The sequence below is a fragment of the Lentibacillus sp. Marseille-P4043 genome (assembly GCF_900258515.1).
Classification (GTDB): domain Bacteria; phylum Bacillota; class Bacilli; order Bacillales; family Amphibacillaceae; genus Lentibacillus_C.
Genome location: NZ_LT984884.1, coordinates 1,209,142 through 1,234,445, shown reverse-complemented (window position 1 = coordinate 1,234,445; position 25,304 = coordinate 1,209,142). Strand labels below are relative to the sequence as shown.

Here is a 25,304-nt window from a genome sequence, read left to right as displayed (position 1 = left end):
CTTTTAAGCGTTTTTCTTACCTAATTGCTCTTGATCAATCGTCAAAATTTTTAATAGATAATCAATTTGACCGTCGATGTACGCATCAAGGGTAAATTGCTTTTGGAGTATCCATCTTCTGAACCCCCACATTTGCCCTTGAACAAATATGTTATTGGCTATAAGTTCTGCGTCATGTTTAGATATTTCATTTGGTAAACAGACGACAAGGACACGTTCTAGCATTCCAACCATGTCACGTTCCTTTTGCAGCACATAATCCCTTGACTCCTTTTTCAAGGATTTTACTTCTTGATAAAGGATCAAAACCTCCTCCTGCATCTCATCCATCAGGTGGAAAAATGATCTTATCATCGAAATAAAATTTTCCATAGATGGAGATTTTAAGTCGATTTTTGCCTCTAACCGTTCCCGAACTTGATGGTGAATGGAGTCAACAACCAAAAATAAAATATCTTCCTTTGTTCGGATATACTCATACAATGTACCGATACTAAACCCTGATTCTTTCGCAATTTCCCTTGTTGTCGTCCGGTGAAAACCCTTTTCCTTGAAAAGGGTGATCGCGCCTTGAATCATTTGGTTACGACGTTTTTCAATTAAAACTTGATCTTTAACAGAAGAAAGAACGTGTTTATGTGTCATGTCACACTTCCCCCTTCTTTTTCCATTGTTGATACCAATCACGTGCTAATTTATATGGATCACTAGTTTCATCAACTTGTAATGTCTCATCGGCCTCGACAAACTTCTCGACATCACGCCATATTTCTTCACGAATCAATTCGTACACCTCAAGCTCCTGTTGCATAATTCGGCGTTTCGTACCTACTTTTGTCTGGTACAAGAAATCATGATGTTCGTTGATTTTTTGCCACAATTTATCAATGCCTTTGTTTTCCGTTGTGATTGTTTTGACGATTGCCTTCTCATGTTCATCCGTTTTCGACATCATGATCAGTTCTTTTAATAGTGATTTTAACTTGCCATAGCCTGGGAGGTCTGCTTTGTTAATCACGAATAGATCAGCTATTTCCATAATTCCTGCTTTGAAAATCTGCAGAACGTCCCCACTATTTGGCGTTAACACTAATGCTGTCGTATCAACTATTTTCATAATATCTAATTCAGATTGACCGACCCCAACCGTCTCCACGATGACAACATCAAATCCGTACGCATCACAAATTCGCACAGCATCCTTCGTGGCACGTGCTAAGCCACCTAAACTTCCACGGGTCGCCATACTCCGAATATAGACCCCGTCATCTGTAAAATGCTGGTTCATGCGGACTCGATCACCGAGCAATGCGCCACCACTAAATGGACTGGTGGGGTCGACTGCAATGATCGCAACGGTTTTGCCTTCGCTGCGGATATGGGTAATTAACCGATTTACTAAGGAACTCTTCCCTGCACCAGGTGAGCCGGTTATCCCAACATAGCGGGCGTGCTTCTTTTGAGAAAAAACATCACTTAAGAGTGTCAGTTTATCCGGATGATCATTTTCAACCATCGTGATTGCTTTCGCCAGCGCCCTCATATCCTGTTGTCTCATCCGTTCAACTAGTGCATGCATGGGACACATCCTTTCTTCTTTTCGTATAGCTGTTTTCGCATTGTTTGTTGCTTTTCAATTTCGTAGTTGATATAAACTGTGCACTGATTACCGCTACGGAAATACATTTCGCTTTCCGCGGGCGGCTGTTGAGCCTACTCAGGCCAACACGACGTTGGTCACAAAGGCGTTGCCACAGGACGTGGCGACCTTAGCCTTTGTTCCCCTTCCGCACTGCGGGGTCTCACCGATGCCTCTTCTCCCCCAGGAGTCTCCATGTATTTCCTCCGCTGGGTATGGTGCGTTGCATTTCCAATATCTATTGCAGGATTAAATAATAAAAATTATAGTCCATTTTTATTATAATTGATTTTCGTCTTGGGTAGTCGACTTCTCGAAAAAGAAAAGCACTTTTCCTCCGTACGATGTATCGCTGTCGAAGCTTTCCATGTCCTGTGGGGTCTTCAGATTGTTCCTTTTCCCATTGGGTTCTCGCATTTTCCCCAAGCCTTGGAATAACTTCCTGATCAAATGAGAGGAAAACCATGAATCATTGATCCAATACTACTCTCTAACCAGAAAGCCACTACCAGCGGAGGCAGAATACGTAGACTCCTGTGGGAATAGCACGTGTCCGAAGACCCCGCAGGAAGCGCACTTTGCTTCCGAGGAGGCTGAGGCCGTGCCCACGGAAAGCGAAGTATTCTGCCGTAGCGGGTTAATGAACTCAGACCCATTAAATTTAGAGAAAGCATCGCGAAGAAAATTTCCACCATTGCGCAGTTTATATCTATTGTGTCAAAAACAACAAATATTTTCGATGGGGCGAGTAATCGCAGTCCCAATCTTTAGAAAACAACCTTAGTAGTGCTGTATTCATAGTGTTATTTGGTTAGCATTCTACCGATAACGACTCGTTGTACTTCGTTTGTTCCTTCATAGATTTGGGTGATTTTTGCATCACGCATGTAACGTTCAACTGGATAATCTTTCGTGTAGCCGTAGCCGCCGAAGACTTGCACTGCTTCAACAGTTGTGCGCATGGCCGCATCACCAGCATACAATTTTGACATTGCGGATGCTTTTCCGTATGGCAAGCCTTCTGATTCTAGCCATGCCGCTTGATACGTTAATAGACGAGCAGCTTCGACTTCTGTTGCCATGTCAGCTAGTTTGAATGAAATCCCCTGATTACGGGCGATTGGTTTACCAAATTGTTCGCGTTCTTTTGCATAGTCAACCGCTGCATCAAGTGCACCTTGGGCAATTCCCAATGCTTGTGCTGCAATTCCGTTTCGTCCGCCATCAAGGGTAGTCATGGCAATTTTAAAGCCTTCACCTTCCGCACCAAGCATATTTTCTTTAGGTACGCGGCAGTTTTCAAAAATCAATTCCGTTGTCGGTGATGACCGTATGCCTAATTTCTTTTCTTTTTTACCAAACGTAAATCCTTCTGTACCTTTTTCGACAATAAATGCGCTAACCCCTTTATGCTTAGCATCTGGATCTGTTTTGGCAAAAACGATATAAATGTCCGCTACACCACCATTGGTAATCCATACTTTATTACCATTTAGCACGTAATGGTCGCCATCTTTTTTCGCAACTGTTTTCATCGATGCTGCATCACTACCTGCACCAGGCTCAGATAATGCATAGGCTCCTAATGCTTCGCCTGTTGCTAGACGATGTAAAAATGTTTTCTTTTGTTCCTCATTTCCATATTTATAAATTGGCCAGCTACAAAGTGATAGGTGTGCTGATAGTGTAACACCAGTTGATGCACATACACGCGACAATTCCTCTACCGCAATAACGTAACTGACAAAATCCGCACCAATTCCACCATATTCCTCAGGCCATGGGATTCCTGTTAGGCCAAGTTCCGCCATTTTATCAAACAGTTCGCGGTCAAAACGTTCTTCTTCATCACGTTCTGCGGCGGTTGGTTCTACATCCTTTTTGGCAAAATCACGGACCATTTTACGTAGCATTTCTTGTTCGTCGGTTAGTTGAAAATTCATTTTTTGTCCCCCTTAATCAAGTAAAAGATGTCTTGAAATAACAATGTGTTGAATTTCGTTTGTTCCTTCATAGATTTCGGTTATTTTTGCATCACGGAAAAGGCGTTCAACTGGATAATCCTCTGTATACCCATAGCCACCATAAACTTGAACAGCCTCAATTGCTGCTTGACGAGCCGTTTTTGATGCATACATTTTGGCCATCGATGCTTCCTTGCTGCAAGGAATATTTTGCTGGACGAGTGATGCTGCATGATAGGTTAATAGTTTTGCAGCCTCGACTTCTGTTGCCATATCAGCTAACTTAAAAGAAATTCCTTGGTTATGGGCGATTGGCTTACCAAATTGTTCCCGCTCTTTTGCATAATTCACAGCATATTCAAGTGCTGCTTCACCAACGCCTAAGCTTTGGGCAGCGATACCGATGCGCCCGACATTTAAGTTCGACATGGCAATTTTAAAGCCTTCACCTTCTTTGCCAAGCAGTTGCTCTTTTGGTACGACACATTGGTCAAAATTTAGCTGTACCGTATTGGAACCATGTAATCCCATTTTCTTTTCTTTCTTCCCGATCACAAGGCCCGGTGTATCCTTTTCCACGATGAATGCACTGACACTGCTGTTTCCTTGTTCGTCTTCTGTGCGGGCGAATGTAATGTACGTATCTGCTTCACCGCCATTTGTAATAAACACTTTCGAACCGTTTAAAATATAAGTGTCACCGTCTTTTTTTGCTTTCGTCTTTAGACTAGCGGCATCAGACCCAGCACCAGGCTCGGTTAAAGCAAATGCGCCAAGGTATTCGCCGGATGCTAGTTTCGGTAAATATTGTTTCTTTTGTTCCTCATTGCCAAAATAACGGATAGGATTTGTACCAACAGATGTATGCACAGATAAAATAACACCAATTGTGGCACTAACTTTTGACAGCTCATTAATGGCGATGATATACGACGTGAAATCCATGCCGCTTCCACCGTATTCTTCAGGGATCGGGATACCCATTAACCCAAGTTCGCCCATCTTCTTAATAAGTTCCCTTGGAAAGCGGTCCTCTCGCTCCATTCGATCTACTTCTTGTGCGACTTCTTTTTGGGCAAAATCACGCACCATTTTTCGCATCATTTCCTGTTCTTCGGAAAAATGTAAATTCATACATTCGCCCCCTCTTCTGTATGTCATGCTAGTAAACATATTAATTATATTGGTAAAATCCGCGACCAGACTTTTTGCCAAGCCAGCCAGCGTTCACATATTTTCTCAGTAACGGACATGGACGGTATTTGCTATCACCAAAGCCTTCATGAAGCACTTCCATAATATACAAGCATGTATCCAAGCCAATGAAGTCAGCTAATGTTAATGGTCCCATTGGATGATTCATGCCAAGCTTCATCACCGTGTCAATATCTTCTACTGATGCAACGCCTTCATGTAGCGCAAACACCGCCTCATTAATCATCGGCATTAAAATACGATTCGCTGCAAAACCAGGTAGATCGCTTACCTCAACCGATGTTTTCGATAATTTTCCCGACATGTCTTCAATCGTTTGATAAGTTGCGTCACTCGTTTGCAGACCGCGAATAACTTCAACAAGTTTCATCACGGGAACTGGATTCATAAAATGCATACCAATTACCTGTTCTGGTCGATTCGTTGTTGCAGCAATTTCTGTGATTGGCAATGATGATGTATTCGACGCAAGAATCGTATGTTTTGGTGTAATTTTGTCGAGTTCTGAAAATACGCTTGCCTTCACATCCATATTTTCGACAACAGCCTCAATAACGACATCACGGTCTGCTGCATCGGCTAATGTTGTCGACGGGTGCAGTCGATTTAGCGTATCTACCTTTTGCGATTCGGTAATACGTTCTTTTTCCACCGCACGTGTTAATAACTTCTCAATATTTTTCATCCCTTTATCAAGGGCCTGCTCGTTCATATCATTTAATAAAACATCAAAACCAGACTGTGCACAGACTTGAGCAATACCTGCACCCATCTGCCCAGCACCAATAACCATCACCTTGTTAATCTCCATTATCCATTTCCTCCCTTTTCGGGACATGGGGACAGGTTAGTTGTCCCGCTTTGGCTGGGACAAGGGACCTGTCCCCATGTCCCAGTTATTGCTTTGGTACGTCGATTAATATTGCGTCACCTTGGCCGCCGCCACTACAAATTGCTGCGATTCCTAATCCGCCACCACGGCGCTTTAGTTCGTGAATCAAAGTTAAAATAATGCGTGCGCCACTAGCCCCAATTGGATGACCTAGGGCAACTGCACCACCATTGACGTTCACTTTCTCTGGATCAATACCAGCTATTTGGCCACTTGCCAAAGATACAACCGCGAAAGCTTCATTGATTTCATACAAATCAATATCATCTTTCGTATACCCTGTTTTTTCTAACAATTTATTAATTACAAGTCCTGGTGTTTGTGGGAAGTCCTTCGCTTCCACTGCCACCTCTGCATGACCAAGAACGGTTGCCATTGTTTCTTTGCCTAAAGCTTTTGCTTTTTCATCAGACATGACAACAAACGCACATGCACCATCATTAACTCCAGGCGCATTCCCAGCCGTAACTGTTCCATCTTGAGCAAATGCCGGACGCAATTTTGCTAGTTTCTCGATACTTGTATCTTTACGCGGTGCCTCATCTGTATCAACGACAACTGGTTCACCTTTACGTTGTGGAACCTCTAATGCAACTATTTCCTCGGCAAATTTACCAGTTTCGATTGCTTCAACTGCCCGTTGATGGCTGCGAAGTGACCATTCATCCTGCTGCTCCCTTGTCACACCAAACTCCTCTGCGGTTGAATTTCCATAATTGCCCATGTGGATCCCTTTAAATGAACATGTTAATCCATCGTGTACCATCATATCGATTACTTTCTTATCACCCATACGATTTCCCCAGCGTGCATCTGGCAAGTAGTATGGTGCATTGCTCATGCTTTCCATCCCGCCAGCGACGATCACTTCTTCATCACCTAGACGAATCAATTGATCTGCCAATGTTACACTGCGAAGACCTGATGCACACACTTTATTAATCGTTTCAGTTTTTACCTCCCATGGAATGCCTGCTTCACGGGCTGCCTGACGTGACGGAATTTGCCCCTGACCCCCTTGCAATACAGTTCCCATAATCACTTCATCAATCTCTGATTCTGATAAACCAGCACGATCTAATGCCTCACGAATTGTCTTGCCACCTAGTTGGGCTGCGGTAAATGATTTCAATGCACCGCCAAATTTACCAAATGGTGTTCGTGCCCCTGAAACGATAACAGTTTTTCTCATGATTAAACCATTCCTTTCAAAATGTAATGTCCTTCTATTCTAGCAAACTTTGATAACGCTTACTTTTATTGATTGAACGCTCGCTCACTATAGGCTTTGAAAAGGAGAGGGGCTCTGTTACGACACCCCTCCAATTTTACTTTAACGATTCACTGTGGACTTTCGAAGCGCCCGGCAAACATCTGTTTAAGTGCGTGTGTTCCAAAAGAAGGATAAGGACTTTTTGAACTACCCCTTTAAGCAGTTTTCACTTCTTCTTCAACAAGTACGGACAGTGCAAGAATTTCTGCAACATCCATTGTACTGATATCTTCCTCAACCTCTTTCGCTTTCGTACCATCACTCAACATTGTTAAGCAATATGGACACGCACTCGAAATCATCGATGGTTGAACCGCCATAGCTTGCTCTGTGCGAGAAACGTTAATCCGACTACCCGTCGTTTCCTCACTCCACATTAATCCACCACCAGCACCACAGCACATCGCATTTTCGCGGCTGCGGTCCATCTCAACAAGCTCAAGTCCTGGGATAGACTTCAGAATTTCTCTTGGCGGATCATAAACACCATTGTATCTTCCTAAGTAACAGGAATCATGATATGTGAGCCTTTCCCTAATTTCCTTCTTAGGTGAAAGTTTTCCATTCATCACAAGATCAAAGAGCATTTGTGTATGATGGTAAACCTCAGCCTCAAAGCCAAAATCAGGATACTCATTTTTGAAAATATTATAAGCATGCGGATCAATTGTAACGATCTTTTTCACATCATGCTTTTCAAATTCCTTAATATTCTTCTCAGCAATTTCCTGGAATAAAAATTCATTTCCGATGCGACGAGCCGTATCACCTGAATTTGCTTCTTTGTTACCTAATATTGCAAAACTTATTCCTGCTTTGTTCATTAGTTTTGCAAAAGCAAGTGCAATTTTTTGACTGCGATTGTCATATGCACCCATCGAACTTACCCAGAATAAGTATTCAAAATCTTTATCTTCCTTTTTCAATTCTTTCATTGTTGGAATATAAACAGATTCATCTAATTCACGCCATTTAATACGATCTTTTTTCGATAGACCCCACGGATTTCCTTGACGCTCAATGTTCATCATTGCACGTTGCGCGTCTGGATTTACTTTCCCTTCCGTCATTACTAAATAACGGCGCAAGTCAATAATTTTATCAACATGCTCATTCATAACAGGACAAGCATCTTCACAGTTACGACACGTTGTACAAGCAGAAAGTTCTTCTTCTGTAATAACGTCACCGATTAGGCTAACACTTTCGACACTTGCTGCCGCTTCTGAATTCGCAATTTGATTTCCTTTTGTGTTTGAAAAAGCATAGGATGGTACCCATGGTGATTTACCAGTGACTGCAGCACCTTTTTCAGTTAGATGGTCACGAATTTTAACCATTAAATCCATCGGCGAAAGCATTTTTCCAGTACCCGCAGCCGGACATACATCTGTACAACGGCCACATTCCACACACGCGTAAAAGTCAATCATTTGGTATTGCTCAAAATCTTCTACTTTTCCAACACCAAAGGAAATTTCTTCTTCACTTTCTTCGGCATCTTCATCAATATCAAAATCCAGTTTCTTAAGTTTTCCCGGAACACGTTTACTTAAGAACACATTGATTGGTGCTGCAATTAAGTGTGCGTGTTTTGATTGTGGCACATACACTAAAAATGTCAGGATTGTGATCGCATGAACCCACCAAGCTAAGTAGAATACAACAGCAGCTGCAGCCGGTGACATCCAGCCAAAGCCCATACCTATCAAACTAGCAACTGGCTCTGACCATGTTGCCTCATGACCATGCCAGATTTGTGCCATCCCGTTACCTACTAGAACAGATAGCATTAACGTTCCAATAAATATAAGTACAAGTCCAGCTTTAAATCCGCGTTTTAGGCGAACAAGCTTTTCAACATAGCGGCGGTGAAAACCAATCGCTACGGCTACCAAGATCATTAACGTGACAAGTTCTTGGAAAAATGTAAAACCAGGATAGAACAATCCAAATGGTAAATGCTTACCAGGTGCCAACCCTTTGACAAACATATCAATGGCACCAAATTGGACTAGTAAAAATCCATAGAACATCATGACATGCATGATGCCGGATTTTTTATCCTTTAACAGCTTTGATTGGCCAAAAACAATTTTGCCAATCCTCCGCAAACGCTCTTTAATTTCCCCATCAAATACTGATTTTTTTCCCAGTTTGATATATGCTGTCCGCGTTGCTATTACTCTACCGAATAAATATAATCCATAGATAACGACAACTGTGAACACAATTGCATTTATCAGCAAAAACGTATCCATTCCCGCTCCCCCTTTGTTTATTATAGCCGAAAATGACAGCGATTGCATTTTTCGGAAAATTAAACGCCTTATGTCTCCTTTAAAAAGGTTATACTACTACTTTAAATGTGAATGATCATTCAGTCAACATATTTTTTTACAATTGTCATTTTTTTAAAGAGCATATTCAAATAAATGGGTGGAATCAAGGTAATGTGGATTGTGTTAACAAGGGGGATGTACTAATTATCATTTGCTGGCTTTTTGAGATTCTTTTTAAATAAGGCTCTTTTTTGTAATGTTTGTTGATTTTTAATTTGGTGGTGGTTAGAAACTGTGCACTGATTGCCGCTACGGAAATACACTTCGCTTTTCCCAATCTGACACAGGTAAGTTGCAACCTAGCTATACAGGCAAGTTCAAATTTCGGAGTGGTAGGAGTGAGGCACCAATCAATAAAACACTATGTCTCATTTTATATCTATTGTGTAAAAAACAGCCTTTATTTAAAAAAGCCAAAAGAAATGTCTCCCCACCTTAATAAAGGATAGGGAGACATGTTTACATTTTTTCCGGTGCGGTTACACCAATTATTTTCAGACCGTTGGCAATGGTAATGCGGACGGCTTTCATTAGTGCGATGCGTGCCTTTGTGCGTTCTGGGTTTTCCGGATCTAACACTTTTTCGGCATTGTAAAAGCTATGCAATAATGAAGCCAGGTCAAAGATATATTGTGTCACCTTATGTGGTGTTGCCTTTGCTGCAGCATCAGCAATTGTTTGTGGAAACGCACCTAATTTTTTCAATAGGTCCATTTCCTTTTCAGCCGTTAACAAAATCGCGTCATAGCCCTCAGCAGACAAACCTTTTTCTTCAGCCTGTTTTAACATAGTACAAATCCGTGCATGTGCATACTGGACATAATAAACAGGGTTATCATTGGACTGTGAACGTGCCAAATTTAAATCAAAGTCAAGCTGTGAATCATTTGAACGAGTGACAAAGAAATAACGTACGGCATCAACACCAACTTCGTCCATTAATTCACGCAGCGCAACAGCATTACCTGTCCGTTTACTCATGCGCAGTTTTTCGCCGTTTTCAAATAAGTTAACCATTTGAATGATCTTGACATCTAACTTATCTTTGTCATAGCCAAGCGCTTGAATCGCTGCACGCATCCGCGGAATATAGCCGTGATGGTCAGCACCCCACACATTCACAATTTTATCAAAGCCACGTTCTAGTTTATTTTGATGGTAAGCGATATCCGGAGTTAGATACGTATAATTTCCATCCTGTTTAGTCAACACACGATCTTTATCATCACCAAAGTCCGTTGAGCGGAACCATGTTGCCCCATCTTTTTCATAAATATAATCGCCTTGCTCCAACGTATTTAATGCATCTGTAATTTTGTCTTCTTTATATAAAGATCGCTCAGAAAACCAGCTGTCAAAATAGACACGAAAGTCAGCTAAGTCTTTTTTTATTTTACCCATTTCATATTCCAAACCATATTCCTTAAAAAAGTCCAGACGTTCTGCTTTATCTGTGTTTGCCCATTTATCGCCATATTCTTCAGCAAGTTTTTCCCCGATTTCAATAATATCTTTCCCGCGATAACCATCCTCCGGCATCTCAGCATCCATATTCAAAGCTTGCAAATAACGCGCTTCAACCGATAATGCTAGGTTGTCAATTTGTTTACCAGCGTCATTCATATAATATTCCCGCTCAACACTGTAGCCTGCTGTATCCAATACATTGCAAAGCACATCACCAAATGCTGCTCCGCGCGCATGGCCCAGATGTAAATCACCCGTTGGATTCACCGATACAAATTCAACTTGGATTTTCTCTCCCTGTCCGGCATCCGTTTTCCCGTAATTATCTTTAGCTGCTAATATTGTCGGGATAAGCTCACTTAGAAAATCATTTTTGGTAAAAAAGTTGATGAATCCAGGCCCAGCAATTTCTACTTTTTCAATTGCTGCTTTTGTCTGATCCAGGTTTGCCACAATGTCTTCCGCAATTTGCCGTGGTGCCTTTTTCGCAATTCGTGCAAGCTGCATCGCAATATTTGAGGCAAAATCACCATGGGACTTGTCTTTCGGCTTCTCCAAAATTATTTGCGGCAGTTCTTCTTTAGTTGCTAGTTCCGCCTTTATGACTGCTTCTGCAATTTCCTGTTTTAACGTTTCTTCTGTTTGGGCTAATACATTCATTGGGCTTCCTCCTCTTTCATAACCATTGTTAATTGATGCTTGCGCGCGTCCTGTCCATTTAGACTCACCGTATACGTTATCGCTAAATGCCCCTGATTGGTAGCGGTTAGCGGGTTGTAATCTATTTTCTCTGTTTCTGTTTCCATATGTATATTACCATGCGGGTGTTGGAAAACATTCTCAGAGGTTTGGTTCAAGCGAAATTGCTGATGCATCTGAACCGGCCCCGTCCGTTTAATGCTCACCTTTTCCGGTTGTATGGTCACTAAATTTTTGATTGGGTCGCTATTTTCTTGGTGTTCATCATATGTTAATACATTCATATTGTTGCGGTTATATAAAAGTCCAGTTGCGTTTGTTGTTGTCTGCTCGATCTGCCCATTATCTTCAATGGTCATCTGAAGTTCAATCGCAACTCGGGTTTGTTGTGCATCCATAAAATCGCTCCTGCATTAAAAATCGGATATTTACTTATTATAGCGATAAATGGGTGCCGATTTCAATATAAAGGTGTATGGAGAGCAGATTTTCCTGCTCGGGCTGATGTTTTCGTTCTCGCGCCGATGTTTTCGTTCTCGCGCCGATGTTTTCGTTCTCGGGTTGATGTTTTCGTTCTCGGGTTGATGTTTTCGTTCTCGGGTTGATGTTTTCGTTCTCGGGTTGATGTTTTCGTTCTCGGGTTGATGTTTTCGTTCTCGGGTTGATGTTTTCGTTCTCGGGTTGATGTTTTCGTTCTCGGGTTGATGTTTTCGTTCTCGGGTTGATGTTTTCGTTCTCGGGTTGATGTTTTCGTTCTCGGGTTGATGTTTTCGTTCTCGGGTTGATGTAAAAACGCCCACTCATAGGAGGGGCGTTTTTACATTACCAATATTTTTCTTTGGGCTGTGTTTATATCTGTTTATCTTTTCCCATAATGGTAAAAAATGCATACAAGAGGTTGTTCAAAAAGTCACCAAATAATAAGCGGCAAATCTCTTCGTTGGCTTGTTTTTCCCCTCCTCATGTACCTATTTATGTACACTCTGGGGCTCAAATCTACGCCGTCTCGACTTTCTTGCTTCTAATTTGGCAACTTTTTGAACACGCACTACAACATGAAAATTGGAGCTAATAATGATGAGTTGGAAAAAGATAAAAAAGCGCCTTTTATGGAAAATATCGATTGGATTGGTGTTGCTGACCGTCACGTTTGTGGCTGGTGTTTATTTGGTTAGCTTTCTACTCGGTCCGCCCAAACTTACAACCGATCAAAATACAATCTATTATAGCAACGACAATCAGGTGATCGGTGAAGAAAGCGGGAATGAAAGTCGCTATTGGGTTGATTTAGATGATATGTCAGACCAACTCGTTAAAGCAACATTACTTGCCGAGGATCAACATTTTTATGACCATAACGGTTTTGACATTCCACGCATTGCTGGTGCACTTTGGACGGATCTGAAAAGTATGTCGTTAAAAGAAGGTGCCAGTACCCTTACACAGCAGTATGCCCGTAATCTCTATTTATCATTTGATAAGACATGGACACGTAAACTGCAGGAAGCTTTTTATACAGTGCGCTTGGAAATGTTTTATTCAAAGGATGAAATTTTGGAGGGCTATTTAAATACGATTTACTATGGACATGGCGCGTATGGTGTGGAAGCTGCCAGTAGGTATTTTTTCAACAAATCAGCAGATGAATTGTCCCTTGCCGAAGCCTCCATGCTTGCTGCAATCCCGAAAGGACCCACCTATTATTCGCCCTTTAACAATATGGAAAATGCCAAAGAACGGCAGAAGTGGATCCTCGGATTACTTTTGGAAAAAGACGTAATTGATCAAGAAACTTATTTTTTGGCTACAAGGGAAAAATTAGCATTTGCAGAACCAGAAAAACAAAAAGAGGATCGGACAGCACCATATTTTCAGGATACTGTTTTACAGGATGCGGCAACTATTTTACAACTTGATGAGGAGCAAATCCGTTCCGGCGGCTACCAGATTTACACAACTTTGGATCTTAAACGGCAAAAACAGCTTGAAGCAAAAATTACATCTGTTTTTCAAGACAACAGCAAGATGGAAGTTGGTGCAATCGCAATGGACCCGTCTACAGGTGGAATTCAAGCACTGGTTGGTGGCCGTGACTATCAAACAAGTAAATTCAACCGCGCCATCCAAGCAAGACGGATGCCAGGGTCTACATTCAAACCATTTTTATATTATGCAGCATTGGAAAACGGCTATACCCCGACGACAATGCTGATGAGTAAGCCAACTGTATTCAAATTAGAGGATGGAGATGTCTATCAACCAAGTAATTTCAACGGTTATTATGCCAATGAACCAATTACACTAGCACAAGCGTTAGCGCTGTCTGACAACGTATATGCAGTGAAAACCAATCTTTTTCTCGGGGTTGGGAAATTAATCGACACAGCTCGTACATTTGGGATTAATAGCAAATTACCATCTGTCCCTTCGCTCGCATTAGGAACAGCATCTGTATCCGTTAAAGAAATGGTGACAGGATACGGCATGTTAGCGAATGGCGGTCAAGAAATTACTGGTCATACCATTGAAAAAATCATCGATCGAAAGGGAAAAGTAGTATATGAACGTGAAAATGTGACTGGTGATCAGATATTAGACCCGCAGCGGACATTCATTTTAACGCAATTATTGACGGGGATGTTTGATCGTTCATTAAATGGATATATGGCTGTAACAGGGTCCACGATCGTGGATCAACTCACACATACATATGCTGGGAAATCTGGAACTACCAATTCTGACAGCTGGATGATTGGGTATAGTCCTGACCTTGTAACCGGTATTTGGACAGGGTATGACGACAACCGCCAAGTGGAAAAAGTCGCTGAAGTGTCTTACGCCAAAAATGTCTGGGCGAGATTCATGGAAGCAGCCCATGAAGATGTACCTAACAATAAGTTCGATGTTCCAAGCGGAGTTGTCGGTGTTACCATTGACCCCGAATCTGGATCACGTGCAACGTCTTATTGTCCACATCGTCGGGTAATGTATTTTAAAAAAGGAACCGAACCAAAGGATTATTGTTCTACTCATTTACCGGAAGATGAAAAACATAAGGTAAAGAAAAAGGATAAAAAGAAACAGAATGATACCGAGGAGAAAGACGGTATATTGAAAGAATTATTCGAGATGCTGTTTTAGGCAAATAAAAAAGTAGTGGCTCCAAACCACTATAAAAGAAATAAAGAAGCTGACACACACAGCGAGGTCCGTCCCACTGGTTGAGTCAGCTTCTTTTTTGTCCTAGTAATACATGTGTAAGCCCATGTACACATATTTTACAAATTTCTATCGCAAAGTACAAGAATTTAAGCAATTGTTCATGATTCGTTCACAAATTGTTCATGATTCTGGTAGTGCTTGCTTCAATTCATCGCCCGAGTTTTTCCACATTTCACCACCGTTAAAATCGACAAGAAAGTCTTTTAACAAGTGCTTGGAATGCTCATCCATATGCTCGATGATAACTTTCCCTTTTAATGACTTTTCCATATGTGTCACATGCTCAGGCATGGATTTGTATGCTCGTTTAATGGAACGATCAACCCGGATTTCACTACCACATACGCCGGAAAAATAAGGACCATTTTCCCCTTTTTCAACCGTTACCCAAACAATCCAATACAATTTGCCATTCGGAACTGCGTCTTTATCAGGCAAGAATTTCACACGGCGTTCCACCTCACTCCGCGCATGCATAGCACCCATATCAACAAACGCTTGATCTTCATTCGGATCAACAATTACTGGTGACATATTTTCAAGACTAATCGATCCAGCGCCATAACCTTTATCGCCATCAAGTGGATCGTCTTTTATTATCGTAAATGGATTACTTTTCTTTTGATTAGCAGATTGATCTGAACTCATTCAAGGACCCTCCTATTTTTGCTATTGCTTTTCATTGTAGCATAATTTAGAAGTCAATTTCATCCAATCGCTACTGTGCCCTAGTTCAATACAGAGAATTGATGATCGAACATAAAAAGTCGCTGCCAAACATGGAAAGACGACATTCCCTAATGATACTGCTCACCTTATAGCACCTAAACATGGGTATATTACTATGACACAGGCGAAGTTTCATTTAATGCATCGATAAACAACCAAGCTTCCCTAATCTCCTCATCCGAATACTTCTGTTTTGGTTTGACAACATGAACTTTCTCAACAACTTCGGATTTGGTTAAATCATCGAAAAACAACATCGTCGAAACAAGCTCAAGAAAACGCGAGCTCTTTGATTTAAGCATGTCCACTTTTTTCGTAAAATCCGGCATGTCCAAGGCAAATTGGTTTAAAAACTCTTTCCCATCACCAGTAATTTTATAATTGTATTGATAATAACTGCTTTTATCCTCTTTTTCTTCCGTAATAAAGCCGAGATTCGTCAACTCTTCTACCCTTAGTGAGAGCTCTTCCGAATATGGCCCATAAAAGTGAAATTGATATTTTTCCTCAAATGGGACATGATTTTTCTGTAAAATATAGATCATTTTCTGCAGCTTTTTCCGCCCTATAACTTCCTTTGCAACCGAGAAAAATTGCATTAATTTAGCATGATTAGTCAACATGGTTTTCCGCTCCTTCACCATATAAAAGTTCAAACATTCGTTTCTTCACATCACCATCAGTAAGCTTGTTCAACAAATCAGCGGGAAAATATAACTTGTGATCCGTTCGTTTTTTCCCAGAAATAGACTCAACAATATCAGATTCTCTTGATAGTTCCCTAAGCTCGTTATTCGGCATTAGCAAATGAATTGGCAACCGTTCCTCTTCCTCACCGGGACGATAAAAATCGTATGGCAAATCCGACGACGAATCAACAACAAGATAATATTCTGGATCAATCCCGACGCCTTGAAATAAACGGTATAGCTCCATCCATTCATTCATTTGCAGATTCGGATTGAATTCCACATACTTAAACAAGCGACGGTTCATAAATCGCTCGCACAAATCGCGCAAAATATCGTCATCTTCCTCCTGCCAAAGCTGAAAATAATAGAAAACGATCGCTTCATCGAGTTTTACATATTCCTGCAAATCTACTTTTTCATTAAAAAAGGAAACAAAATGTGTTGGTTCTAACTTAAATGTATAATTATGCTCAAACAAATACTTCGCACGGTGTAGAATTTTTGACAAAATAACTTCCGCACTTCTTGTGACTGGGTGAAAATAGACTTGCCAATACATTTGATACCGGCTCATAATATAATCTTCCACCGCATGCATCCCACTAGATTTAATCACAACCTGATCATCAATCGGGCGCATCACCCGTAGGATCCGCTCCATGTCAAAATGGCCGTAACTAACCCCGGTAAAATAGGCATCACGCTGCAAATAGTCCATCCGGTCAGCATCAATCTGACTAGAAATCAGGCTGACAACTAATTTATCTTCATATGTTTTGGCAATGACATCGGCTACCTTTTGAGAGAATCCCGCTTCCACACGCTCCAAAATCGTATGCACATGCGTATCGCCAAGTAAAATTTGTTGGGTAAAATATTCATGATCAAGTTTAAATACTTTTTCAAATGAATGAGAAAACGGCCCATGACCCAAGTCGTGCAACAGTGCTGCACAAAGGCATAACAAGCGCTCGTTGTTGTTCCAATGAGGCCGATCTTTAAAATTATAAATGATTCGCCGGACAATTTCATAAACACCTAATGAATGGTTAAACCGGCTATGTTCTGCACCATGAAAGGTTAAATTGGTTGTCCCCAGTTGTTTGATACGCCGCAAACGTTGAAATTCAGGTGTCGCAATCAAGTCCCATATTACTAAATCTTTAACATGGACATATCTATGTACTGGATCTTTAAAAACTTTTTCCTCTTCTAATTGTTCATTTTTATATGCCATTTAAAAAACAACCCGTTTCTTTTCGACAGTTTTGTTTTATTATATAATAGATAGTCAAAGTTAAAAAGAGGTACATAGGAATTTAATGAAGGAGAACATAATGAAAACTTGGAAAGAAATTGTTCATCATACGACATTCCGCTATATTGATCAATCTAACGACAACTATTTCAACGATGTGCCAGTTTCCGCAATGACATCATTTGCGATTGATGATGCATTGGCCACGTCTGTCAGTGAAGGAGATTCCCCGCCTTCAGTAAGGTTATGGGTCCATCCTAATACAGTTGTGCTCGGCATCCCAGACGCACGCTTGCCTTTTATTGAGGAGGGGATCCACCTGCTTCACGATCACGGATATCAGACAGTCGTTCGAAACTCTGGTGGGCTTGCCGTAGCTTTAGATGAGGGAGTTTTAAATATATCGCTTGTATTGCCAGGTGTGAAACATATTACGATTCATGAATGCTACGAAGCAATGGTCAGCTTCGTTCAATACATGTTACGTGATCTGACTAACAAAATCGAAGCATATGAAATCGTCGGCTCCTACTGTCCAGGTGATTATGATTTAAGTATCAACGGGCGAAAATTTGCCGGAATTTCCCAGCGCCGCATCAAAGATGGTGCAGCTATTCAAATTTACCTAGATGTGGAAGGTAGTGGGAGTGCGCGCGCAGCACTAATACGGGAGTTTTATGACGTTAGTATTCAGGATGGCGAAACAAAATTTACATATCCAGAAGTTGATCCAGCAACAATGGCTTCTCTGTCAGAGTTACTAAATATGGAATTGACGATGGAGGAAATGAAAAAGCGGGTCCACTCTACCTTAGAAGAATTAGGTAATGAAGTGGTTGCCACAGTTTTTTCAGACCGTGAACTGGCCACATTCCAAACCCGTTTGCAGCAGATGCGGAAACGGAATGAGGGAATTATTGACATGGAGTGAATACTTGGCGATGTTTTTCAGGATTTGGACGATACGTGTGCGGTGATCATTCATTTGCTCACTACACTGCACACTGTTCCGGCTGATGTTTCCGCTCTCGGGACGATGTTCTCGCGATTCGGGTTGATGTTTCCTCGTTCGGGTTGATGTTTCGCGATTCGGGCTGATGTTTCCTCGTTCGGGTTGATGTTTCGCGATTCGGGTCGATGTTTCCTCGTTCGGGTTGATGTTTCGCGATTCGGGCTGATATTCCCGCTCTCCGGCCGATGTTTCCGCTCTCGGGACGATGTTCTCGCGCTCGGGCCGATGTTCCCGCTCTCGGGACGATGTTTCGCGATTCGGGCTGATATTCCCGCTCTCCGGCCGATGTTTCCGTGCTCGGGACGATGTTTCGCGATTCGGGCTGATATTCCCGCTCTCCGGCCGATGTTTCCATGCTCGGGCTGATGTTTCGCGATTCGGGTTGATGTTCCCGCTCTCGGGCCGATGTTTCCGCGCTCGGGCTGATGTTTCCGCGCTCGGGCTGATGTTTCCGCGCTCGGGACGATGTTCTCGCGCTCGGGCCGATGTTTCCGCTCTCGGGACGATGTTTCCGATTCGGGCTGATATTCCCGCTCTCCGGCCGATGTTTCCGCGCTCGGGCCGATGTTCTCCCGATTCGGGCTGATATTCCCGCTCTCCGGCCGATGTTTCCGTGCTCGGGTCGATGTTTCCTCGTTCGGGCTGATGTTTCACGATTCGGGCCGATGTTTCCGCTCTCCGGCCGATGTTTCCGCTCTCGGGACGATGTTTCGCGATTCGGGCTGATGTTTCCGCTCTCGGGTTGATGTTTCGCGATTCGGGTTGATGTTTCCGTGCTCGGGTTGATGTTCTCGCGATTCGGGTCGATGTTTCCGCTCTCGCGCCGATGTTCTCGCGATTCGGGTCGATGTTTCCCACCCATCCCAAAGCAATCCCACCCCGCTAACGATCAACAAAAAAGCTTGCAACATCGCGTTGGCAAGCTTTTTCATTTTGTAATAACTCACTTTCTCTGATCGTCTTCCCGAATAACCTTATTCCGCCTGGGCAGCGGTAATTAACGCCAATTTATAAACATCATCACTACTGCAGCCCCGTGATAAATCATTTACTGGTTGATTTAACCCTTGTAAAATCGGACCAACCGCTTCAAAGCCGCCGAGGCGCTGTGCGATTTTATAACCGATATTTCCTGCCTCCAAGCTTGGGAAAATAAACACATTGGCATTTCCACCCAATACAGAATCTGGTGCCTTTTTCTTGGCAACACTAGGCACAAATGCAGCATCAAATTGGAATTCACCATCAATTAGCAGTTGCCCATTTTTTTCTTTTGCCAATTTTACTGCTTCGACAACTTTTTCTGTTTCATCCGATTTAGCAGAGCCTTTTGTGGAAAAACTCAACATTGCTACTCGTGGTTCAACGTCGAACAATTTTCCCGTTTCTGCGCTTTCTACTGCGATTTCTGCAAGATCCTGACTATCTGGGGCTATATTAATCGCACAATCAGCAAAAACATACTTTTCCTCATCACGCACCATAATAAAGACGCCAGATGTCTTCTGGATGCCTTCTTTTGTTTTTATAATTTGCAATGCTGGTCGGACGGTGTCAGCTGTCGAATGTGTAGCACCACTTACTAACCCATCCGCCTGGTTCATATAGACAAGCATCGTACCAAAGTAATTTTCATCAAGTAGAATTTTGCGGGCATCCTCTGGCGTGACTTTTCCTTTCCGACGTTCAACAAATATTTCAACCATCCGATCAAATTCAGCAAATGCTGCTGGATCGATTAATTTACACGAAGTCAAATCGACACCAATTTCATCAGCCGTCTGTTCGACACGATCCCTGTCACCTAATAGAATCGGTGTTAAAATCCCCGCTGTTCCAAGTTTACTTGCTGCTTTTAAAATTCGCTCATCCGTGCCTTCAGGAAAAACGATTTGTTTATTCGTACTGGTTACTTGTTTTTCTAGCGTTTCAAATAGATTACTCATCTTGAAACCTCCTTCCCTACTACTTAAAATAATAATTGATTACAATTTCTAATGAAAGAAAGACAGTTCAAAAATAGAATCCAGATCAATCGTATTGACACTAACTTTTCACAATTAAGCAAAGTACCGCTCTCCCACTAGCGTTTGCGACTAAAGCTTGGATCCTTCTCCATGATTATTGTCCCCCAATTGTGATATAGTAAAAACATCAAATACTATTTACTGTAACAAAAGGAGAGATATAGAATGGCCGAAGCAGCAGTTGAAACAATGGATGGCTGGTATTGTTTACATGACCTTCGAAGCATTGATTGGACATCATGGAAAATGGCATCTAGTGAAGAAAGACAAGCAGCTATCCATGAGTTCAAGCAATTGTTAACAAAATGGGAAAATGTTGAAGAGGAAAAAAATGGTAGTCATGTGCTATATACAGTTATTGGGCAAAAAGCGGACATAATGTTCATGTTTCTACGTCCTACAATGGTTGAACTAAATGAACTAGAAACTGAATTTAATAAATCAAAATTTGCTGAATACCTAAGACCGTCCTATTCTTATGTATCGGTTGTCGAACTTTCCAAGTATTCCGAACCAAAAGGCGGGGCGGATCTAGAGTCATTTCCAAAAATTCAGGAGCGACTCAAACCAATTTTGCCAAAATGGGAGCATATGTGTTTTTACCCAATGGACAAACGCAGACAAGGAGAAGATAACTGGTACTCCCTTGAGTTTGATAAACGCGCAAAATTGTTATATGAACATAGTAAAACAGGTCGCAAGTATTCCGGGAAAGTAAAACAGGTTATTACCGGTTCTTTTGGTTTTGATGACTGGGAATGGGGCGTGACACTGTTTGCCCATGATGCTGTTGAATTGAAGAAAATCGTTTACGAAATGCGGTTTGATGAAGTTAGTGCACGTTACGGTGAATTTGGCGAATTCTTTGTTGGAAACCATTTGCCAAAAGAAGACGTTGCAGCCTTTTTACAAGTATAATTTGAAAGCTTTCTGTACAATGTGCAGAAGGCTTTTTTAATGGGCAATGTTCACTCTTACTTGTTCAAGGCACGCCTTTTTCTTGCAGAGCCACTACATACAAATAAGATGTTCTGTCCCTTTTCCGCATAACCTTTCTCTACAAGTCCCCAATACTTTTATTTTGTCATACATCGACTGCAAATTTCATACACATCAGTAAAAGGCCCAGCATAGAGATATACAGAAATGGGGTGTACGTTATGGCTGTGATGCCTACCGAGGTCAAATGTAATGTAATTGGCTATTCAGTCGATTACTTTATCCCACCTTAACCCCCAGATTTTCGTTACTACTTTATTTTAGGAGGTTTTGTTATGAGCGAGAAAAAAGATACTACCAATCAGGCATATGGAAACGCAGCATACCAAGCATATCCTTATTACTATTACCCACAAACGTCACAAGCCTACTATCCCGTATACGACTACCGACAACAATATCCACAACAACAGGTCCAGCAACCACCCGTAACACCAAGCCAGCTGCCGGCAGAGCAATCGTATATTGAAAATATTTTACGACTAAATGAGGGAAAACTTGCTAATGTATACATGACATTCGAAAACAATCAAGAAAAGGTATTTAAGGGTGTCGTCGAAGCTGCCGGTCGAGATCACATTATTTTAAGGGACCCACAAACGAATAAACGTTACTTGTTATTGATGGTATACCTTGATTACATTACATTTAATGAGGAAATCAATTATTCCTATCCATATGGTCAAATGTCTACTTATCCTTCAAGATAACCGCCGTATATGTAACCAATAAATTTTCGTAATCGGTAATCCGCAACCATTTGTCTTTCAATACAACAAAATAGGATGACCATATGGAACTGTATTTGTTCCACATGCGTCATCCTCTCTGTTCACCCAAAAGGGGAGTATCATATGCGACATCCATCTGAAAAATTCATTCGATTAGAACTAATTGCCATTCTCATCGCTGCATTAGTTGGGGTGTTTGCCTTAATAAAAGGGTTCCTATTCATCATTATCCTGGCATTATACCTAATTGCCCTAAGCCTGCTTAGCGGTGCAATTGTCGAATGGCAAACACATCAAACAAACCGAGCAGGAAAACACATGTTACAGGCGGTCTTATTATTTATTTTTACAACCTATTTGATTACCCACCTCTAGAAATTATGAGTGTTCTAGACTAACTTATAGATGTTTCACCATAGCATATCCCAATAAAACCCAGCCGATCAAAAACGCTACGCCACCAAGTGGGGTGATCATCGCAAACGTTTTAATTCCTGTCGTCGAATAGATATAAAGACTTCCGGAAAATAGTAGAATACCAATGAAGAATAACCAACCTGCCCACATCATACCGCCAGTTTGAATCTTCGCTATTAATAATCCTGTGAAAAGCAATGCCACTGTATGAAACATTTGATAGGTTACCGCTTTATCCCACGTTGTTAATGCCTTTTCTGATAATTTCCCTTCTAAGCCATGTGCCCCAAAGGCTCCTAATGCTACTGCGAGAAAGCCATTTATTGCACCAAGCAATAAAAATAACTTCATCTTTATTCCCTCCCTTGTATGTATCTTTAAAAGTCAAAAATTGATTTACCATTCGCTTCGTCATGATCGATCGTCTCATGATCCGATTGCGTTCTAACTGATGGATGAGTGGAAGTGCCCATCATTGCCTTCATTTCACGCGCCGATATGTCACTACTAGTTGTAACCGATGGACCTTCTTCATCCAATAGCAGCTCACATAACAGCTTCACATTAGCAACATGTTGCATCATCACTTGCTGATTCATTTGTTGTTTATTTAATTCCTGTACTTCCTTCATCATTTTTTGGATCACAGTATTCGTTGTTACCGCCATAAAACCGCTCCTTTAATCGAACTCGCTTAAGTATAACACGGGATCCTTGTATAGTGGAACAAACGCGTTTATAGCAAACTAAAAAGCCCTGGTTTCCCAAGGCTTTTTATAACCGTTTCACGATATACATATATTTTGCTCCTTCTGTTGCTCATCTTCCCTATAGCGATCATAAACCCATTGCAAAAATTCTATTTCATTTGTTTGCAATTGCCTGCCAAGCTTCTCTTTCGTATCTTCTAATACAGTTAAAAAGCTCTCCACTACGCTATATCCCCCCAATTAACGAGAACGATAATTTTCTACCTTATATTGTACAGTTAATGGGACCAATAATCAACAGTAAATTGTAAATATCCAAAATTGACAAATAATATTCGCTAGCTTGTATGTGAATAACTCATTACCTTATTTGCCCGATTGAAACGGTCCTTATAAATGATATGTTCACGGTTAAATTTAGTCGGACTATCCAAACCAGCAACAGCGGCCATATCAAATACACCCTCGCGAAGAGCAATTAAGTAATTGCATACACGATACTTTTTCTCCTCAATGCTTAGCGCGTTTTGCAAATTAGGATCCGTTGTTGCAACACCAACAGGACAGTTATTTGTATGACAAACTTGTGCCATAATACATCCGACACTAAGCATGAAGCCACGAGCAATATTAATTAAGTCCGCACCTAAGGCAAGTGCCATCGCAATTTTATCCGGAGTAATCAATTTTCCGGAGGCAATAATGGCCGTTTGATCTCTAAGTCCATATTTTTTCAGCATATCATCAACAAGTGGCAATGCAGCAAACGTTGGCAATCCAACCGATTCAGCTAATTCATAATAAGATGCTCCCGTTCCACCGTTTCCACCGTCAACCGTAATAAAATCAGGAACAATGCCTGTTTCCTTCATCGCTTGAACATAACTTTCTACCTGCTGTTCATCCCCAACAACAATCTTTGTTCCAACTGGTTTCCCACCAATGTCACGCATTTTATCGAGAAACTCCAACAACCCTTTAGCATCATCGAACTCACGGAACCGATTTGGACTGTTAATGGTTACACCTGGTTCTACTTTACGGATTTCAGCAATTTCTTCGGTTACCTTACTTCCTTCAACATGGCCACCACGTGTTTTGGCACCTTGCGCTAATTTTAATTCAAATGCTTTAACCTGCTCGATTTCACTTCTATTTTTAAAAGCCTCCCAAGAAAACTCTCCATCTTTGGTACGCACACCAAACAAACCAGGACTTATTTGCATCATAATATCCACATCACCTTTTTGATGGTATGGTGAGATACTCCCTTCTCCAGTGTTCATCCATGTACCACCGGCCATACCTAATCCTTTGGAAAGCGCAGTTATCGCATGATCTCCTAATGAACCAAAGCTCATTGCCGATTGACCGATTATTCCTTTTAGCTTAAACGGTTTTTTAACAGTATCTTTTCCTAGAATAATAGCTTCATCATCCGTTAGATAGAATGGATTAAGAATACCTTCCTCATGGTGTTCCTTACGACTGAGAAGCTTCTCATTGTCGATCGAATAAAGCCTTGTTTTAATCTTTGGCTGCTGGTCAATTTTCATTTCCTCACGCTGACTCGGAAACATTTTATTCACAATGTACAGACCTTCTTCGGCAAAATCACGTTCCGATCCATACCCAATCATCCGGCTATTATATTTGGCTGACTTATAGACATACTCAAATTCACGCCGATTAAACGGTTTTCCTTCGTTATTGTTATTGAAAAGATATTGACGAAATTCCGGCCCTGCCTTTTCCGCAATATACCGAACTTTACCTAACACTGGGTAATTCCGTAAAATGGAATGCTCCTTCTGCTTCTGGTCTGATACATAAATACGTAAAAAAATTAGTAATGGTACTACAATTAAAATTCCAATAATGACGATTAATGTAATTAACAACCCCGTCGCCATACAATCATCCCCCTTTTTGTAATGTTTGTTGTTTTTTAATTTTGTAGTTGATAGAAAATGCGACATAACAAAGAAGTTGCTCTCCCACTGTAATATTGATCGG

The 25,304-nt window shown here is 41.4% G+C and carries 24 protein-coding genes; 5 read left to right on the top strand and 19 right to left on the bottom strand.

Translation table 11 applies throughout. From position 1 onward, the window contains the following. Positions 1-3: 3 nt before the first annotated feature. The 10 genes from C8270_RS06235 to C8270_RS19795 all read right to left on the bottom strand — a co-directional run bounded on the left by C8270_RS06235 (position 4) and on the right by C8270_RS19795 (position 12,295). Positions 4-645 carry a TetR/AcrR family transcriptional regulator gene (locus tag C8270_RS06235; protein ID WP_106496005.1) on the bottom strand — a complete coding sequence of 214 codons (642 nt, stop codon included), beginning with the start codon at positions 643-645 and terminating at the stop codon, positions 4-6. A 1-nt stretch (position 646) separates the two neighbouring features. Then, on the bottom strand, positions 647-1,579 hold the full coding sequence (gene meaB, locus C8270_RS06230; protein WP_106496004.1) for a methylmalonyl Co-A mutase-associated GTPase MeaB: 933 nt from the start codon (positions 1,577-1,579) through the stop codon (positions 647-649). Between the two features lie 863 nt (positions 1,580-2,442). Continuing rightward, a complete protein-coding gene (locus C8270_RS06220; protein WP_106496002.1) occupies positions 2,443-3,582 on the bottom strand; it encodes an acyl-CoA dehydrogenase in 1,140 nt (379 codons plus the stop codon). A gap of 12 nt (positions 3,583-3,594) precedes the next feature. Then, positions 3,595-4,737, bottom strand: coding sequence for an acyl-CoA dehydrogenase (locus tag C8270_RS06215; RefSeq protein ID WP_106496001.1), 1,143 nt, complete (start codon positions 4,735-4,737; stop codon positions 3,595-3,597). 40 nt (positions 4,738-4,777) lie between these two features. Then, complete coding sequence (locus C8270_RS06210; RefSeq protein WP_199794650.1) at positions 4,778-5,629, bottom strand: 3-hydroxybutyryl-CoA dehydrogenase; 852 nt, start codon at positions 5,627-5,629, stop codon at positions 4,778-4,780. Between the two features lie 85 nt (positions 5,630-5,714). Beyond that, positions 5,715-6,902, bottom strand: coding sequence for an acetyl-CoA C-acetyltransferase (locus tag C8270_RS06205; protein ID WP_106496000.1), 1,188 nt, complete (start codon positions 6,900-6,902; stop codon positions 5,715-5,717). A 236-nt stretch (positions 6,903-7,138) separates the two neighbouring features. After that, positions 7,139-9,244, bottom strand: coding sequence for a heterodisulfide reductase-related iron-sulfur binding cluster (locus C8270_RS06200; RefSeq protein WP_106495999.1), 2,106 nt, complete (start codon positions 9,242-9,244; stop codon positions 7,139-7,141). Between the two features lie 540 nt (positions 9,245-9,784). Further along, positions 9,785-11,452 carry an arginine--tRNA ligase gene (gene argS, locus C8270_RS06195; RefSeq protein WP_106495998.1) on the bottom strand — a complete coding sequence of 556 codons (1,668 nt, stop codon included), beginning with the start codon at positions 11,450-11,452 and terminating at the stop codon, positions 9,785-9,787. After that, a complete protein-coding gene (locus C8270_RS06190; RefSeq protein ID WP_106495997.1) occupies positions 11,449-11,889 on the bottom strand; it encodes a DUF1934 domain-containing protein in 441 nt (146 codons plus the stop codon). Before C8270_RS06190 ends, argS begins: the two co-directional genes overlap by 4 nt. A gap of 37 nt (positions 11,890-11,926) precedes the next feature. Next, a complete protein-coding gene (locus C8270_RS19795; protein WP_158701615.1) occupies positions 11,927-12,295 on the bottom strand; it encodes a hypothetical protein in 369 nt (122 codons plus the stop codon). Positions 12,296-12,565: 270 nt separating this feature from the next. On the opposite strand from C8270_RS19795, the gene C8270_RS06185 reads away from it, so the two are divergent. Further along, entirely contained in the window at positions 12,566-14,632 is a 2,067-nt protein-coding gene (locus tag C8270_RS06185; RefSeq protein ID WP_106495996.1) for a transglycosylase domain-containing protein, read from the top strand. A 201-nt stretch (positions 14,633-14,833) separates the two neighbouring features. Here the strand turns inward: C8270_RS06185 and C8270_RS06180 are convergent, their stop codons facing one another. From C8270_RS06180 to C8270_RS06170, 3 genes are all read right to left on the bottom strand, one after another. Beyond that, on the bottom strand, positions 14,834-15,361 hold the full coding sequence (locus C8270_RS06180; RefSeq protein ID WP_106495995.1) for a YwhD family protein: 528 nt from the start codon (positions 15,359-15,361) through the stop codon (positions 14,834-14,836). Between the two features lie 194 nt (positions 15,362-15,555). Then, complete coding sequence (locus C8270_RS06175) at positions 15,556-16,065, bottom strand: YwgA family protein (protein ID WP_106495994.1); 510 nt, start codon at positions 16,063-16,065, stop codon at positions 15,556-15,558. Continuing rightward, a complete protein-coding gene (locus C8270_RS06170; RefSeq protein ID WP_106495993.1) occupies positions 16,055-17,371 on the bottom strand; it encodes an HD domain-containing protein in 1,317 nt (438 codons plus the stop codon). Before C8270_RS06170 ends, C8270_RS06175 begins: the two co-directional genes overlap by 11 nt. 100 nt (positions 17,372-17,471) lie before the next feature. Between C8270_RS06170 and C8270_RS06165 the strand changes: the two genes are divergently transcribed. Continuing rightward, positions 17,472-18,323 (top strand): lipoate--protein ligase family protein, encoded by an 852-nt coding sequence (locus tag C8270_RS06165; RefSeq protein ID WP_106495992.1) that lies wholly within the window; start codon positions 17,472-17,474, stop codon positions 18,321-18,323. 61 nt (positions 18,324-18,384) lie between these two features. Here the strand turns inward: C8270_RS06165 and C8270_RS19790 are convergent, their stop codons facing one another. Beyond that, entirely contained in the window at positions 18,385-19,266 is an 882-nt protein-coding gene (locus tag C8270_RS19790; protein WP_158701614.1) for a hypothetical protein, read from the bottom strand. 112 nt (positions 19,267-19,378) lie between these two features. Further along, positions 19,379-20,350, bottom strand: a complete 972-nt coding sequence (gene pta, locus C8270_RS06155; RefSeq protein ID WP_106495990.1) for a phosphate acetyltransferase — start codon at positions 20,348-20,350, stop codon at positions 19,379-19,381. 246 nt (positions 20,351-20,596) lie between these two features. Here pta and hemQ point away from each other — a divergent pair, with 246 nt between their 5' ends. The 3 genes from hemQ to C8270_RS06140 all read left to right on the top strand — a co-directional run bounded on the left by hemQ (position 20,597) and on the right by C8270_RS06140 (position 22,536). Continuing rightward, entirely contained in the window at positions 20,597-21,349 is a 753-nt protein-coding gene (gene hemQ, locus C8270_RS06150; RefSeq protein WP_106495989.1) for a hydrogen peroxide-dependent heme synthase, read from the top strand. Between the two features lie 356 nt (positions 21,350-21,705). Then, entirely contained in the window at positions 21,706-22,140 is a 435-nt protein-coding gene (gene gerQ, locus C8270_RS06145) for a spore coat protein GerQ (protein ID WP_106495988.1), read from the top strand. A gap of 144 nt (positions 22,141-22,284) precedes the next feature. Beyond that, positions 22,285-22,536: a hypothetical protein gene (locus tag C8270_RS06140; RefSeq protein WP_106495987.1), complete on the top strand. Its 252-nt coding sequence runs from the start codon at positions 22,285-22,287 to the stop codon at positions 22,534-22,536. A 24-nt stretch (positions 22,537-22,560) separates the two neighbouring features. Here C8270_RS06140 and C8270_RS06135 read toward each other — a convergent pair whose 3' ends face one another. The 4 genes from C8270_RS06135 to C8270_RS06125 form a co-directional block, all read right to left on the bottom strand. Beyond that, on the bottom strand, positions 22,561-22,929 hold the full coding sequence (locus tag C8270_RS06135) for a DUF423 domain-containing protein (RefSeq protein WP_106495986.1): 369 nt from the start codon (positions 22,927-22,929) through the stop codon (positions 22,561-22,563). A gap of 26 nt (positions 22,930-22,955) precedes the next feature. After that, on the bottom strand, positions 22,956-23,246 hold the full coding sequence (locus C8270_RS06130; protein ID WP_106495985.1) for a DUF5327 family protein: 291 nt from the start codon (positions 23,244-23,246) through the stop codon (positions 22,956-22,958). 117 nt (positions 23,247-23,363) lie between these two features. Next, entirely contained in the window at positions 23,364-23,510 is a 147-nt protein-coding gene (locus C8270_RS19785; protein WP_158701613.1) for a hypothetical protein, read from the bottom strand. Positions 23,511-23,626: 116 nt separating this feature from the next. Next, positions 23,627-25,201, bottom strand: coding sequence for an FMN-binding glutamate synthase family protein (locus tag C8270_RS06125; RefSeq protein WP_106495984.1), 1,575 nt, complete (start codon positions 25,199-25,201; stop codon positions 23,627-23,629). Positions 25,202-25,304: the final 103 nt, after the last annotated feature.

Excerpts from the sequence above, each read along its gene's own strand:
- C8270_RS06205 (WP_106496000.1), bottom strand. The coding sequence starts at position 6,902 with ATGAGAAAAACTGTTATCGTTTCAGGGGCACGAACACCATTTGGTAAA.
- C8270_RS06190 (WP_106495997.1), bottom strand. The coding sequence starts at position 11,889 with ATGGATGCACAACAAACCCGAGTTGCGATTGAACTTCAGATGACCATT.
- C8270_RS06220 (WP_106496002.1), bottom strand. The coding sequence starts at position 3,582 with ATGAATTTTCAACTAACCGACGAACAAGAAATGCTACGTAAAATGGTC.
- meaB (WP_106496004.1), bottom strand. The coding sequence starts at position 1,579 with ATGCATGCACTAGTTGAACGGATGAGACAACAGGATATGAGGGCGCTG.
- pta (WP_106495990.1), bottom strand. The coding sequence starts at position 20,350 with ATGAGTAATCTATTTGAAACGCTAGAAAAACAAGTAACCAGTACGAAT.
- hemQ (WP_106495989.1), top strand. The coding sequence starts at position 20,597 with ATGGCCGAAGCAGCAGTTGAAACAATGGATGGCTGGTATTGTTTACAT.
- C8270_RS06165 (WP_106495992.1), top strand. The coding sequence starts at position 17,472 with ATGAAAACTTGGAAAGAAATTGTTCATCATACGACATTCCGCTATATT.
- C8270_RS06185 (WP_106495996.1), top strand. The coding sequence starts at position 12,566 with ATGATGAGTTGGAAAAAGATAAAAAAGCGCCTTTTATGGAAAATATCG.
- C8270_RS19795 (WP_158701615.1), bottom strand. The coding sequence starts at position 12,295 with ATGAGTGGGCGTTTTTACATCAACCCGAGAACGAAAACATCAACCCGA.
- C8270_RS06210 (WP_199794650.1), bottom strand. The coding sequence starts at position 5,629 with ATGGAGATTAACAAGGTGATGGTTATTGGTGCTGGGCAGATGGGTGCA.
- argS (WP_106495998.1), bottom strand. The coding sequence starts at position 11,452 with ATGAATGTATTAGCCCAAACAGAAGAAACGTTAAAACAGGAAATTGCA.
- C8270_RS19790 (WP_158701614.1), bottom strand. The coding sequence starts at position 19,266 with ATGGGTGGGAAACATCGACCCGAATCGCGAGAACATCGGCGCGAGAGC.
- C8270_RS06135 (WP_106495986.1), bottom strand. The coding sequence starts at position 22,929 with ATGAAGTTATTTTTATTGCTTGGTGCAATAAATGGCTTTCTCGCAGTA.
- C8270_RS06200 (WP_106495999.1), bottom strand. The coding sequence starts at position 9,244 with ATGGATACGTTTTTGCTGATAAATGCAATTGTGTTCACAGTTGTCGTT.
- gerQ (WP_106495988.1), top strand. The coding sequence starts at position 21,706 with ATGAGCGAGAAAAAAGATACTACCAATCAGGCATATGGAAACGCAGCA.
- C8270_RS06175 (WP_106495994.1), bottom strand. The coding sequence starts at position 16,065 with ATGTTGACTAATCATGCTAAATTAATGCAATTTTTCTCGGTTGCAAAG.
- C8270_RS06235 (WP_106496005.1), bottom strand. The coding sequence starts at position 645 with ATGACACATAAACACGTTCTTTCTTCTGTTAAAGATCAAGTTTTAATT.
- C8270_RS06130 (WP_106495985.1), bottom strand. The coding sequence starts at position 23,246 with ATGGCGGTAACAACGAATACTGTGATCCAAAAAATGATGAAGGAAGTA.
- C8270_RS06215 (WP_106496001.1), bottom strand. The coding sequence starts at position 4,737 with ATGAATTTACATTTTTCCGAAGAACAGGAAATGATGCGAAAAATGGTG.
- C8270_RS06180 (WP_106495995.1), bottom strand. The coding sequence starts at position 15,361 with ATGAGTTCAGATCAATCTGCTAATCAAAAGAAAAGTAATCCATTTACG.
- C8270_RS06170 (WP_106495993.1), bottom strand. The coding sequence starts at position 17,371 with ATGGCATATAAAAATGAACAATTAGAAGAGGAAAAAGTTTTTAAAGAT.
- C8270_RS06140 (WP_106495987.1), top strand. The coding sequence starts at position 22,285 with ATGCGACATCCATCTGAAAAATTCATTCGATTAGAACTAATTGCCATT.
- C8270_RS06125 (WP_106495984.1), bottom strand. The coding sequence starts at position 25,201 with ATGGCGACGGGGTTGTTAATTACATTAATCGTCATTATTGGAATTTTA.